Annotated in this window: 11 protein-coding genes; 9 read left to right on the top strand and 2 right to left on the bottom strand. The window is 33.4% G+C overall.

Annotated features, from left to right (window positions below):
* Positions 1 to 404: 404 nt before the first annotated feature.
* Entirely contained in the window at positions 405 to 3,296 is a 2,892-nt protein-coding gene (locus AMD28_RS06560; protein WP_055443359.1) for a fibronectin type III domain-containing protein, read from the bottom strand.
* A gap of 113 nt (positions 3,297 to 3,409) precedes the next feature.
* Here AMD28_RS06560 and AMD28_RS06555 point away from each other — a divergent pair, with 113 nt between their 5' ends.
* From AMD28_RS06555 to AMD28_RS06515, 9 genes are all read left to right on the top strand, one after another.
* A complete protein-coding gene (locus AMD28_RS06555) occupies positions 3,410 to 4,144 on the top strand; it encodes a class I SAM-dependent methyltransferase (protein ID WP_055443358.1) in 735 nt (244 codons plus the stop codon).
* 172 nt (positions 4,145 to 4,316) lie between these two features.
* On the top strand, positions 4,317 to 6,074 hold the full coding sequence (locus tag AMD28_RS06550; RefSeq protein WP_055443357.1) for a serine hydrolase: 1,758 nt from the start codon (positions 4,317 to 4,319) through the stop codon (positions 6,072 to 6,074).
* A gap of 264 nt (positions 6,075 to 6,338) precedes the next feature.
* On the top strand, positions 6,339 to 6,794 hold the full coding sequence (locus tag AMD28_RS06545) for a GNAT family N-acetyltransferase (protein ID WP_055443356.1): 456 nt from the start codon (positions 6,339 to 6,341) through the stop codon (positions 6,792 to 6,794).
* 24 nt (positions 6,795 to 6,818) lie between these two features.
* Positions 6,819 to 7,982: a metallophosphoesterase gene (locus tag AMD28_RS06540; protein ID WP_055443355.1), complete on the top strand. Its 1,164-nt coding sequence runs from the start codon at positions 6,819 to 6,821 to the stop codon at positions 7,980 to 7,982.
* Positions 7,983 to 8,109: 127 nt separating this feature from the next.
* The gene (locus AMD28_RS06535; protein WP_055443354.1) at positions 8,110 to 9,033 is read left to right on the top strand and encodes a hypothetical protein; all 924 of its coding nucleotides are present in this window, start codon (positions 8,110 to 8,112) and stop codon (positions 9,031 to 9,033) included.
* Positions 9,034 to 9,085: 52 nt separating this feature from the next.
* Entirely contained in the window at positions 9,086 to 9,970 is an 885-nt protein-coding gene (locus AMD28_RS06530) for a helix-turn-helix domain-containing protein (protein WP_055443353.1), read from the top strand.
* Positions 9,971 to 10,054: 84 nt separating this feature from the next.
* Entirely contained in the window at positions 10,055 to 11,227 is a 1,173-nt protein-coding gene (locus tag AMD28_RS06525) for an MFS transporter (RefSeq protein ID WP_055443352.1), read from the top strand.
* A 19-nt stretch (positions 11,228 to 11,246) separates the two neighbouring features.
* A complete protein-coding gene (locus AMD28_RS06520) occupies positions 11,247 to 11,906 on the top strand; it encodes a peroxiredoxin-like family protein (RefSeq protein WP_055443351.1) in 660 nt (219 codons plus the stop codon).
* Between the two features lie 184 nt (positions 11,907 to 12,090).
* Positions 12,091 to 12,843, top strand: a complete 753-nt coding sequence (locus AMD28_RS06515) for a YoaK family protein (protein ID WP_055443350.1) — start codon at positions 12,091 to 12,093, stop codon at positions 12,841 to 12,843.
* A 15-nt stretch (positions 12,844 to 12,858) separates the two neighbouring features.
* Here the strand turns inward: AMD28_RS06515 and AMD28_RS06510 are convergent, their stop codons facing one another.
* Positions 12,859 to 13,434 (bottom strand): GNAT family N-acetyltransferase, encoded by a 576-nt coding sequence (locus AMD28_RS06510; RefSeq protein ID WP_055443349.1) that lies wholly within the window; start codon positions 13,432 to 13,434, stop codon positions 12,859 to 12,861.
* Positions 13,435 to 13,696: the final 262 nt, after the last annotated feature.

Below are 13,696 nucleotides of genomic sequence, written 5' to 3'. Positions count from 1 at the left end.
GTTGCGTTTTTTTATTGTAAAAATTTTAAATGTTTTAAGGATATGTTTTTTTCTTTTTTTGAATAATTTAAACCTGGATGCTAAAAAACAAAGGTCAAGAATTTCTGTAATGTAATAGGAAAATAAGTATTAAATAGTACTCCTAATACTTTAGATACAACAGTAGATTTATCTAGCGTTAGTCCAGGGTATTGTATTATTAAGTGAAACGTAAATACAAATTCTGAAGTTATTAAAGTATTAAAAAAATAATTTAGAATTAAATATAAAGAAAAACGCAACCAAATGAATGGTTGCGTTTTTTTTTTTTTTGTCTTTTAATGACCAAAATATAGCTATATAATTTTGCATAAAAAAGACTGTCTTTTTAAGGACAGCCTTTTTTTACGTACTATAAATAAGGATTATTTTTTAATAACTCTTATTGTTTCTGTAGCGTTACCAATAGTTACTTTAACAAAATAAGCTCCAGTTTGTAAAGAAGACATATTTACATCTGCATTAATACTATTAGGAGTAGAACGTTGTAGTTCTTGACCTAACATATTATAAACAGATATACTTTCAATATCTTTTTGTGCTTTAAGAACTAAGTTATCATTTACTGGGTTTGGATAGTAAGTAAAAGCTAAACCATTATCAAAATCTGCAGTAGATAATGTTGCACAAGTTACTATAGCTTCCCATCCTTCTCTAGTTACAGATGTATCTGAAGTAAATACAAATGTTAAGGCTCCTGAAGCATCCGTAGAGGTAATAGTCATACCTTCTAAGTCACCTGTACCAGCTGGTACAGTATCATCTTCATCCCAACACCAAATAGTTCCTCCTCCTGGAGGGTCCATTGTTGGAGCAGAAGCATCCGCACCATTATGAATTGTTAACCCGTCATAACATCCACCAGAAAAACTATTATCTTCAGAACTAAAGGCCGTAAAGTTTACAGAAACAGCATTTCCTGGCATATCTGGCATTATGGTATAAGTAATAGTTTCGCTAGACGAATAATCAGCACTCATTCCACCAGAATCTAGGAATATTCCGTTAGAACAATCTGGAGCAACAGCTACATAAGGTGTAGCAAAGCTAAAAGGTCCTGTCCAATCTGAAGTTCCATCTACACCACAATCTGTCTGTACATAGAATTCATAATTGTTATCAGCAATTAAACCAGTTTGACTGTATGGATTTGTAATTCCTGTAGCAGTTGCAGTTCCCGTAACAGTTCCTCCAGCAGTTACATCTACTAATTCCACGTTCCATAGTGCAGAAGCTCCATTTTCAGTCCAAGCTAAGTCTGCAGAGGTCATTGTAATGTTTGTTGCGCTTAATGCAGAAGGTGCTGGACATACAACTGGTGTTGTAAATGCGAAAGGTCCAACCCATGCAGAAGTTCCATTTGCTCCACAATCTGCTTGCACATAATATTCGTAATCATTCGTTGCTACTAATCCTGTTTGATCGTATGGATTTGTAACTCCGGAAGCTGTTGGTGTTCCTGTAGGAGCTCCAGCAGCAGTAATATCTACTAATTCAATATTCCATAGTGTAGCACTTCCATTTTCAGACCACCCTAATTCAGCAGAGTATGCTAAAACATTTGAAGCAGTTAGCGTTGATGGATCAAAACATGGAGGCGCTTCTTCAAAAGAAACGTCATCAATAGCGATGTCATCGTAGAAACTTCCGGAATCCGCAATAGAGAATCTAGCTTTTGCTGGACCAGTAAATGTTAAACCGCTTAGGTCAATTATTTTTTTCTCCCATCCAATAGTGTTTGTGTTATACGTTCCTACTACATTCCATGCAGCACCATCCCAAACACTTACTGTTAAAGTAGCACTAGCTTGTCCTTGATTATCACTAATTTCATAGAAAGATAAAGCAGGTGCAGTTAATGGAGTTAGATCTACAAATGGTGACTCTAATTGTGCATTTGTTGCATCTGGAGTAGAATCGTCTACTACTGCGTAATAACCTCCTGAAATTGTGCTTCCAGATAGTGTTCCAGAGTTACCAACATAGTTAGGTCCTGTAGTATTAAATAACCAATTTTCATCTCCACCAAGTGTCCAACAATCTGGTACTTGTCCTCCATTTTCGAAGTCTTGCGTATAAGGAGCCATTAATGTATTACATGCTGTTGTAAATGTGAATGGTCCAACCCAAGCAGAAGTTCCATTAACAGCACAATCTGCTCTTACATAAAACTCATAATCATTAGCATCTACTAAAGTAGTAGCCATGTATGGGTTTGCAACTCCAGAAGCTGTAGGTGTTCCTGTTGGAGTTCCTGTAGCAGTAATATCTACGATCTCAACATCCCAAAGTGTTTCTGATGCACCTGCAGTCCAACCTAAGTTTGCTGAAGAACTTGTTATGTTTGTTACGTTTAGTGCAGAAGGTTCTGGACAAGCAACTGTAGTTGAAAATGCAAATGGTCCAACCCAAGTAGAAGTTCCATCTACTGCACAATCAGATTGTACATAATATTCGTAATCATTAGAAGCTGTCAATCCTGTTATATTGTATGGGTTTGCAACTCCAGAAGCTGTTGGTGTTCCAGTAGGAGTACCAGCAGCAGTAATATCTACTAATTCAATATTCCATAATGTAGCGCTTCCTGTTTCTGTCCATGCTAAATCTGCTGAAAAACCGTCTATATTAGATGCTGTTAATGTTACAGGATCTGGACAAGAAGGTGGTGTTTCAGAAGTAATTGTTGGTGATTGAAAACAGAATCCCCATTCATAACCAGCACCACCTAATGTATCATCAAAATAGATTCTATATCTAAATCCTGATAATTGTGTTGCAGTAAAAGATACAATATTTAGCACATCTGTTGTATATGTTTCTGCTGTTCCTGAACAGAAATTGTCAAGAGGAGCTGCTGCTGTATCGGCATTAATTGGAGTACCAATTATGTTCCATGATGCTGCATCTGCATCCCAATATTCAAATTGCAAGATATCGTCATTATTAAAATTGTAAACAAAGTCAGCAGAAATAGTAACCCATGTTTCTCCTGCTCCATGAGCAGCGGTTAAATCGATGATAGGAGATTCTGCAGCGATAATATCATCACTTCCATTTCCAGCATCGTCATCATCGAAAGCAAAATTAGCATCCACAGTAGGATTTGCTTCAAATGCTGAAGGATCAGTATTGTACGTTCCAGTTACAGACCAAGTCCCGTTAGGCCACATGGCATTTTGGTTTAATGTTTGTGCATAACCTGTATAGGTAAGAGCAAAACACATTATAGCCAAAACTTTAAAAGTAGTTTTTTTCATATTTTAATGTTTGAATTATTTAAGTCATAAATATAAGAATAAATTTTGTTTTTTTTTTTGTTTTTATAATTAAGCCTTAAAAGTTACCTTCGCACCAATAATAAAATCAGTTAATGTATCAATCCCTCAAGAAAATAATTAAAGGCTTTATACCAAGTAGGTTTCTAAATAAAAACGAAACTTTACTTAGAAGCAGTATTGCCTTCTTTTATAAAGGGAATACCTATCAATGTAATCTTTGTGGTTTTAAGCTTTCTAAATTTGTTGTCACAGAAAACTTTGGAAGTATTTGTCCTAAATGCGGAAGCATCTCTAGAAATAGAAGACTCTGGACCTTAATTAAAGATACTTTAGAGAATAAGAAAGTACTGCATTTTTCACCTTCACATAGTTTAAAGGAGCAAATACAAAAAGCAAATACAAAAGAATATATAACTACCGATTATTTAGGCGAATTTCAAGCAATGAAAAAGCTTAATATTGAAGCAATTGATGAACCAGATAATTATTATGATGTTATTATTTGTTATCATGTTTTAGAGCATGTTGTTCAAGACAGAAAAGCAATGCAAGAGTTATATAGAATACTAAAACCTAATGGTATTTGTTATGTACAAACACCTTTTAAAGAAGGTGAAAACTACGAAGACGCTACTATTGTAACAGAAGCGGATCGTTTAAAATATTTCGGACAAGAAGATCATTTAAGAATCTATTCGGTATCTGGTTTATCTAATCGTTTGCAAGAAGCAGGTTTTAAAATCGATGTTTTTGATTATGAAGAAGATGCGAAAAATGTCCTAGGATTTTTAAAAAAAGAAAGCGTAATTATTGCTTCTAAAAACTAATTTAAAACTTTATTAGTAAATTATTAATCTTTTAACTACTTGACTTTTAATGGGCTAATCTTGTTCTTTTAAAAGAAGTTTCCTTTTTATTGTAACTAATGGACACGTGAAGTCGTCTTATATGAAATCTATTTCGTGGAATAGTATTCATTAATCAATCAAAAACAATATTATGGAACAACAATCAAAAGGGCATGTGAGCAAAACCCATGCTTTAATCTTATTTGCATGCTTATTTTTTATCAACCTAACTTTTGGACAAGTAAGAGAAGCGCAAATCACCAAACTCATTGACACATATACCGCATACAAAACCTTTAATGGTTCTGTTTTAATCGCCGAAAACGGTAAAATTATTTATAAAAAAGGCTTTGGATTTGCTAATATGGAATGGGATATTCCTAATGCGCCAAATACAAAACACCGATTAGGTTCTATATCCAAACAATTTACGGGAATGCTAATTCTTCAATTGGCAGAACAAGGTAAAATAGACTTACAAGCTCCAATAACAACGTATCTTCCAGACTATCCTAAAGCCACTGGAGATATTATTACAACACATCATTTATTAACGCATACTTCGGGAATTCCTAATTACACATCCTTTCCAAATTTCTTTAAAGATACAAGTAGAAATCCGTATACACCAACAGCATTTGTAAATGAATTTTCAGAGATGGAATTAGATTTTACTCCTGGTGAAAAATTTAGTTATAGTAATTCTGGCTATTTTCTTTTAGGTGTTCTAATTGAAAAGATTTCAGGAAAAACCTATGAACAAATGTTGCATGAAAATATATTCACGCCTTTAAATATGAAGGATTCTGGGTTTGATCATCATGAAACTATTTTAAAAAATAGAGCAACCGGATACGAAAAACAAGGAGGTAGTTTTGTAAACGCTAGTTATATAGACATGTCTATTCCTTATGCCGCGGGATCTTTATATGCTACAGCAGAAGATTTATACCTTTGGGATCAAGCTTTATATACCAACAAATTACTTTCTAAAGAATCTATGAAATTGTTTTTTGGCGAACATATAAAAGCATGGAGTGGTCATTATGGGTATGGCTGGGCTATTGGTAGCGAAACTATTGGAGATACCGAAACTAAAATAGAAACTATAAGTCATGGTGGCGGAATTAACGGTTTTAATACCTTAATTACTAGAGCTCCAAAAGACAAATCATTAATCGTATTATTAAATAATACAGGAGGTGCTCCACTTAATGAAATGGCAAAAGCGATTCGTGGTATTATGTATAACGAGTCTTACAGCTTTCCTAAAAAATCGGTTGCGAATGCGGTATACGAAAAAATAGAATCTAACGGCATTGAAGCAGCTTTAACGCATTATAATAGCATTAAATCGTTAAGTGATTATGAGGTAAAAGAAAGCGATATGAACAGTATTGGGTATAAATTATTACAAGCGGAAAAAGTAGACGAAGCAGTAAGCGTTTTTAAACTTATTGTAGATACTTTTCCAAAATCATCCAATGCGTATGATAGTTATGCCGAAGGTTTAATGACACAAGGAAACAACGAACAAGCAATTGTAAATTATAAAAAGTCTGTAGAGCTAAACCCGAATAACCAAAACGGAATTGATTTTTTAAAGAAACTAGGAGAAGACGTTTCTGGTTTAGTTAAAGAAGTTATTGTAGCAGACGAAATTTTACAAAGCTATGTTGGTAAATACCAATTAATGCCAGAATTTATAATCGAAATTTTTAAGGAAGGAAGCCAACTAAAAACACAAGCAACCGGACAACCAGTATTTGATATTTTTGCAAAATCGGATAACGTATTTTATTTAAAAGTAGTTGCAGCACAATTAACCTTTAATAAAAACGCTTCAGGAGAAATAGAAAGCGTCACTCTTTTACAAGGAGGAAGAGAAATGATAGGAAAGAAAATGTAATACGAAAGCGAAACGCTAAGATAAAACAAGAGACTATCTAAAAAGGAATTGTTTTGTCATTTCGACCAAAGAGGGAAATCTAAATATATAATGACAAGATTTTTCGGCTAGTTCAAAATGACATGGCAAACTAACTTTTTAGGTAGTTTTTTTGTTTGATAGCAACTTGATATTATCAAGTTTTTCAGCTAACTTCGTTTAACTTCTAGATAGGAATCCTTAAAACAAAATCCTATCGTCCAAATAAAATAAACGATAAAAAATATGATTGAAAGACTCCAAAATAAGGACATAAAAGTTTCTGAAAAAATACGTTCCGTTTTTCATGCATCCTATAAAATAGAGGCGGAGTTATTAAAAGCTGTAGATTTTCCTCCTTTAAAAAGACCTCTTGAAAGTTATGTAAATAGTGAAACAGCATTTTTCGGATATATAAAAAATGAAGAACTTGCTGGCGTTGTAGAAATAACGCATAACAATAATTTTACACATATTAATAGTTTGGTTGTGTCACCATTTTTTTTCAGACAAGGAGTAGCAAGAAAATTAATGGAATTCGTTTTTAATAATTACGATTCGGAACTTTTTGTTGTGGAAACAGGATTAGATAACGGACCAGCGACTGCATTGTATAAGAAATTTGATTTCAAAGAAGTTAAACAATGGGACACCAATCATGGCGTTAGAAAAATTAAATTCGAACGAAGAATAAATAATTAAGCAGAACCATCCATTAAACACATCATGAAAAATAATATTTTAATTTTCTACCTTATTATATTTTCGTTTTATTCCTGTTCCAAAGGAAATAAAAACACTTCCAATTTAAATGAAATGGAATCCGAAGAAGTAATAACGATAGCTGTTGGAGGAGATTGGGATGATAAATGGGGAAACGATGGAGCAACAGAATTAAGCCTTAAAAAAGGAGCTACTCATGATTTAATTTTAATGCTTGGCGATTTGTCTTATGATGGTATAGATAATGATTTTAATTACAACATTCAAAATGCCAAAAATTGGGCAACCAAAGCAAATAAAGTAGTAGGTAATACACCAATGCTTTTTGTTGCTGGAGATCATGATAGTAAAAGTCAAGATGGCGATATACTGACTTATGCCAAAACGCTCAATTTCCCAAGTGGAAAGAAAGCGGTTCGGCCACCAACAGGAAAACTTTTAGGGTATCCTTACCAAGGGAAATATCCATATCTCTGGTTTAATGATATTATTAAAGGGGGAGCTAAAGTAAGAATAGTTGCTACATCTGTCGCATTTCAAGAAAGCGAGTCCGAGTCCCCAGAAATGCAAAAATACCTGAAGTTTCAATATGCTGTTGGGAGTGAAAATTATAATTGGGTAGAAGCCGTTTATGCAGATGCTCAAAAAAAAGGGTATTGGATTATTCATATCAATCACCTTCCTTGGATTGATATGGGGAAAAATCAATCCTTTGTGGATAGTCAAGGGATGATTGATTTGGCAGCAAAATATAATGTAAATGTTTTGTTGACTGCAAGTTCGCATAATATCTGGAGAACAAAACCTCTTAAACTAAATGAAACTACTTGTACTTCTATAGCGTTAACCACTTCGGCATCCGGAGCAAATCCAAATTGTGTTGGAAGCCAAAATAATAAAATGTACAAAAAGAGCGATGGTTTAATTCAAGCGCATGTTGGTGTTGCTGGTAAAACTTCGGCTTTAAATCTAGAGAAATATCCAGATGCTTGTGATCCAAATGCAGATGGTGAAGTCAAATATTATTTAGCAGAGGACACTTGTGTAACCGACGCTATTACAGGAATTGTAAGTTTAACGATTAAGAAAGAATCCCTTAGTGGAGACTTTTTAAAGATAGATGGTAGTTTGTTTGAACCGTATGCTTTCGTTATAGAAAACGACTAAAATGCATTTCTCTTCAGGGTTTTATGTAACTTTGAATAATCTAGAACTAAAAAGGAATAGATGAAGTTTTTATTGCATTTTTCCAATAGTAACTATTGTTTTACAAATCCATATAACCCATTTAAAAATGATGCAACCATTAAAAATATTTTGCTTTCTAGGTATCTTCTTTTTTCTTTCTTGTAAAAAGGATTCTAATATTTCTAACGACAAAACCTCTTCTGAAAAGGAAAAAAGTGTAGTCGATTTAGGAGATGCATTTAATGATTATTGGTACTCGGGTACAGCAGAATTGAATAGCTATGCATTGAAACAATCTCGTTACGGTGAAATTCGTGAAGGCGAAGTGGTACTCGTATTTGTAACAGAACCATTTTCATTAAGCAAACAAGTAAAGTTAGATAATCCGCAAGATGCAGGAAAAGATAATGTCTCTGTTTTAAAATTGAATCAGGTAAGAAAGTTCACAACAGGTATCTATGATTACTCGATAGTAACTTCTAGTTTTACTCCGGTGGACGCTGAAAATCATCCACATACTTTAAAATTAAATACGAGTATTCAAGAATGGTGCGGACATACATTCACACAACTAAATCTTAAAGAGGATGTATATGATTTTAAACAGTTCTCTTACTTTGAAGCGGATGGAGATACGGATAAAAATATACCTGTAGCACTTTTAGAGGATGAGCTTCTGACGCGTATTCGTATAAATAAAGGACAATTACCTTTAGGAGAAGTTGATATGATTTTTTCTACCATATACAGTCGTTTTGCTTATCAGGAATTAAAACCTGCCAAAGCAGAAATTAGTAAGACAGAGTCTGACTCCATAATTCACTATAATATTGCCTATTTAAATTATGACAGGAAGTTATCTATTGATGTAGAAAATAAATTTCCTTACAAAATACTATCCTGGACAGAAGGGGATGGAGATGGGCTAATAACCGAAGCGCGATTGAAAGTAAGTTTGAAAGAACCATATTGGAATCAAAAAAAACGTACCGATGAAAGGAAACGAGAGGAATTACAGTTGCTAAAGTAAAAACGAAAATAGTCCATCAACTTTACGCTCTTAGAGATTGGCATTTGAAATTATGAAAACCTACCAACAGATCACAGACTTACTTAAAGACTTAAACGTAGAAAGCAGGTCTATAGATTCAAATTTTCATATTTTCAAGTTTCATGAAACCAATAACATTGCTGAAGAAGCGTTGCATCCACATTTTAAAACGTTTTTCACCATCGACTTTTATGCAGATAATCAATCGGAAAGACAAATAGGAGCCACTAAAATTGACGATTTAACGAATGCTATTGCTTTCAATTCGCCATTACAATTATTTTCGGTACAACCTTTTGATGGCAAACCAGGAGGAGATGGCTATTCCTTACTTTTTAGTTCTGCATTCTTCCAACCTAAAAAACACCAATATGAAATCCAGCACGAGTTTCCTTTCTTTAAGCTAAACTCCAGTCCGTCATATAAATTAATCCCAATCGATTTATCTTTAATTAAAAACCTGTTTGATACTATATATGAAGAATTTCATAAAAGCGATACACATAGAGTAGCGTTAGTGCGTTCTTATCTGATGGTATTACTGCTTCAAATAAAACGCGTAGTTGGAAATGCTAGTGACATGGTACCATTAAAACGTTACCAAGAAATTACAGCAGATTTTGAAGCGTTAATTCTACAAGAGACTTCTAAATATAAGACTGTAGCCGCTTATGCAGAAGCGTTAAATATCACACCTATTTACTTGTCGGAATGTGTAAAAAAAACAACAGGACTAACATCTAAAAAAGTGTTATCTAATTATATGACCTTACGTGCTAAGGCGCTATTACAACAAACCACCAAGTCGGTTGCCGAAATTGGCTATGCTATGGGTTTTGAAGAACCTACCAATTTTATTAAGTTTTTTAAAAATAACGAAGGCATTACCCCAGCGGTTTTTAGAAAACTACCTTAAAAAGTATCATTTTCTACAAAATATACACCGCATACAGCTTGTTCTTCTTTTCTAATTTTGTGCTATAAAAATTAGAAATCCGCAATGGACAACATACAAACAAAACCTTTAAGTAACAAACTACTGTTTATTATGGCAACAGCCATAGCAGCAACAGCAGCCAATTTATATTACAACCAACCTTTAATTCCTTCGATAGGAAAATCTTTAGGATTAAAGGATAATGTATTAGGTTTTATTCCTTCCGCATCACAAATTGGATATGCCATGGCAATCTTTTTTATTTCTCCTTTAGGGGATGTCATGAATCGAAAAGTAGTGATAAGAAATTTATCTATTACTTTAGTTATAGCATTATTAGGGGTGTATTTCGCGCCAAACTTTGCTGTTTTAATAGTTGCCACTTTTGTGGTTGGCTTAGGAGCAAACATTACACAACAATTATTGCCACTTGGTGCTGCATTGGCTACTCCAGAAAATAAAGGTAAAGTAGTCGCAACGTTGATGACAGGATTAACTACTGGTATTTTATTATCTAGAACGCTTAGTGGTTTTATTGCCGAACATTTTGGATGGCGTATGGTCTTTTTAAGTGCAGCGATTATTGCCGCTATTATTGGTGTGGTTTTGCATTTAGTATTACCATCTAACAAACCTACAGCCAATTTAAAATACACAAAACTGTTAGGTTCTATGTTTACTTTATTGAAAACAAAACCGCAGTTGCGAGAAGCTGCTTTTGTAGGAGCATTATGGTTTGCAGCTTTTAATGCCATGTGGGCAACTATTGCTATTCATGTAATGGACGAACCTTTTTCTTTTTCGGTACAACAAGTTGGATTATTAGGTTTTGTAGGTGCTGCTGGTATTTTTGGAGCGAAAATAGCTGGTAAATGGGTCGATAAAATTGGTGTTAGAAAAGTAATGACCATTTCTATCTCTTTAGTGTTATTGAGCTTTGTGGTATTAGCAATCGGACAAAATAACATCGTAGTACTTTGTATTGGTATTGTACTTTTAGATTTAGGAGTTTTTGGATCTCAAATACCAAACCAGGTTCGTGTGTTTGCTATAGATGTGAATGCTAGAAGTAGAACCAACGCAGTTTATATGTTGTTTTATTATATAGGAGCTTCCTTAGGATCTGCACTTGGTGTAACGGTGATTAGTAAGTTTGGTTGGACGGGTTTAAGTCTTTTCGGATTTACTTTAGCTGCGATCGCCTTAACTTTTCATCTTACACGAAAATCAAAATAAGAATTTAATATTATAGATTATGAATACTCTAGATTATACAGAATTACAAGATGTATTAAGTGCGAAACAAGCAGGTTGGGAAGCAAAGGCAACAGATGCTCAAAAAGCAATGACTACGGAAAATCTTCAGGCTATTATAGAAACACATTTTAAGGATAACGCTATAAACGTTGGAGATAAAGGGATTGGTTTTACCTTAAAAAATGCTTTAGGTGCATGTACTAATCTACAAGAAATAGTAGATAAAGGTCCCGTAATTCTAACGTGGTACAGAGGAGGTTGGTGTCCGTACTGCAATATAACGTTACAGTATTTACAAAATAGCTTACCAGAGTTTAAAAAGTATGGTGCTAATCTATTGGCATTAACACCGGAATTACCAGATAAGTCCCTTTCTACAATTGAAAAACATAGTTTACAATTTGAAGTGTTAAGTGATGTTGGAAACAAAGTTGCCAAACAATACGGGTTATCATTTAAGCTTACCGATGCTTTGGCTGAGGTATATAAAAACGGTGTTGGTCTACAAAACTACAATGGTGACGATAGTAGCGAATTGCCTATTACAGCAACCTACATTATAGATACTAAAGGCATTATACAATATGCGTTTTTAGATGCCGATTATAGAAAAAGAGCCTCTATTTCAGAAATTATAGAGGTATTAAAAACACTTTAAGTTAAATAATACGAAACAAAGCACCTTGGATATTTTCAAGGTGTTTTTGTTGGATAGCAACTTGGCATTATCAATTATTTCTTCTAACTTCGTTTAACTTCTAATATAAGTCATTAATACGGACTCAAATCTTCTTATTTGTTCGTTAGATGCAATTTGAAAAATCGAAATAAATGAAAATAAAATGTTTAGACATCAAGGTAGAAGCAGAACAATAAAGCATAATTTGCGAATTGCCACAATTTTGTCTTTGGTAGCAGGAATTGTGAATGTTACTGGGTTTTTAGCTTTTAACCAATTGACTACAAATGTGACGGGGCATTTTGCTCTTTTTATTAGTGATGTTGCCAATTTTGAAGTTTGGAAAGGAACCGTTTATTTCCTTTATATTTTTTCCTTTCTCTTTGGTTCTTTTCTGTCCAGTTTCCTAATTGAAAAATTCAAGGGAAATAAAAAACTGAATGTTTTTGTTTTACCAACAATAATGGAAAGCTTCATTTTATTATCGATTGCTCTAATTAGTAATACAGGAGGAATAAAATTCCCAAATTTAATTGTTTGTATGCTACTCTTTGCAATGGGACTTCAAAATTCTTTTGTTACAAAAATTTCAAATGCAGTAGTAAGAACAACCCACCTTACAGGATTGTTCACCGATTTAGGTATTGAATTATCACAACTGTTTTTTCCTAAAACGCATCGGCAAAAAGAAAAAATTAAAGAGACAATAAAATTACGGGTATATATTATTTGCTTCTTTTTTCTTGGCGGATTAGTTGGCGGATTTTTTTATTCCAAACTAAACTTAAAATTAAATACACTGGTTTTAGGAGCATTTATTTTATTAACAAGCTTGTTTTATGACGATTTGAGATACCGATTAATTATGGCGAAAAGAAAATATAAACAAAGAAAAAAAGTTGTGAATCACTTTTGATTTAAGTCTTTAGCATTAAACAAACCCTTCAAAAACACCAACCTTTATTCCTGACCATTCTTCTTTTAAAATACCATAACAACAGGTGCTACGTTTAAAACCATCTAACATTAAAGTGTCTTTTCGTAAAATACCTTCTAGCGTTCCACCAATTTTTTCTACCGCTTTTCTAGATTTGATGTTTCGTTCATCGATTCGAAATTCTACTTTATCAAATTGTAATACTTCAAAAGCATATTGAAGCATTAAAAATTTCATTTGTTTGTTTAATCCAGAACCTTGAAAATCTTTTCCAATCCAAGTCCAACCAATATGTACTACTTTGTTTTTGTAGTTTATTAAGCCAAACCTTGTACATCCTGCATAGGCTTGTTTTTTCTTATCGTAAATAATAAAAGGAATTGCCGTTTGGTTAGTATAGCTATCTACTGCATGTTGCACATATTCTTTTAGTTTTTCAGGAGGAGAAATAGCGCTAGGAGAGTAGAAGACTAAATCTTTCTCTTCTGCAATTTCAGAAAGATACTCGTAGTTACTACCATCTAAAAGCGTGAGTTTTACGTATTCGTTTTCTAGTTGCAGTGTTTTCATGTTTCTCATTCCTGCGAAGGCAGGAACCTTTTTAAATTTAACGGTATTATTTATTTTTAAAATTGTCCCCTCGAGGGGACTTTAGGTTTTTTTTTTACAAATCATTATCCATATCCACCTCCTTGAAAAGAAGCAGAATTATTCCTTTTATGCTATTTCTTTTTTTTTGTCATTCTGAACTTGATTCAGAATCCATGTTTATAGAAATCGGGAACCTCTTTATTATTTGTTCTATTTAACAGCTTCTCTTTTTTTTAATTTT

It is taken from the genome of Lacinutrix himadriensis, assembly GCF_001418105.1.
Taxonomy (GTDB): Bacteria; Bacteroidota; Bacteroidia; order Flavobacteriales; family Flavobacteriaceae; genus Oceanihabitans; species Oceanihabitans himadriense.
The sequence above is the reverse complement of the archived record's forward strand: the minus strand, read 5'-3'. Positions and strand labels throughout refer to the sequence as shown.

Excerpts from the sequence above, each read along its gene's own strand:
- AMD28_RS06560 (WP_055443359.1), bottom strand. The coding sequence starts at position 3,296 with ATGAAAAAAACTACTTTTAAAGTTTTGGCTATAATGTGTTTTGCTCTT.
- AMD28_RS06555 (WP_055443358.1), top strand. The coding sequence starts at position 3,410 with ATGTATCAATCCCTCAAGAAAATAATTAAAGGCTTTATACCAAGTAGG.
- AMD28_RS06550 (WP_055443357.1), top strand. The coding sequence starts at position 4,317 with ATGGAACAACAATCAAAAGGGCATGTGAGCAAAACCCATGCTTTAATC.
- AMD28_RS06545 (WP_055443356.1), top strand. The coding sequence starts at position 6,339 with ATGATTGAAAGACTCCAAAATAAGGACATAAAAGTTTCTGAAAAAATA.
- AMD28_RS06540 (WP_055443355.1), top strand. The coding sequence starts at position 6,819 with ATGAAAAATAATATTTTAATTTTCTACCTTATTATATTTTCGTTTTAT.
- AMD28_RS06535 (WP_055443354.1), top strand. The coding sequence starts at position 8,110 with ATGATGCAACCATTAAAAATATTTTGCTTTCTAGGTATCTTCTTTTTT.
- AMD28_RS06530 (WP_055443353.1), top strand. The coding sequence starts at position 9,086 with ATGAAAACCTACCAACAGATCACAGACTTACTTAAAGACTTAAACGTA.
- AMD28_RS06525 (WP_055443352.1), top strand. The coding sequence starts at position 10,055 with ATGGACAACATACAAACAAAACCTTTAAGTAACAAACTACTGTTTATT.
- AMD28_RS06520 (WP_055443351.1), top strand. The coding sequence starts at position 11,247 with ATGAATACTCTAGATTATACAGAATTACAAGATGTATTAAGTGCGAAA.
- AMD28_RS06515 (WP_055443350.1), top strand. The coding sequence starts at position 12,091 with ATGTTTAGACATCAAGGTAGAAGCAGAACAATAAAGCATAATTTGCGA.
- AMD28_RS06510 (WP_055443349.1), bottom strand. The coding sequence starts at position 13,434 with ATGAAAACACTGCAACTAGAAAACGAATACGTAAAACTCACGCTTTTA.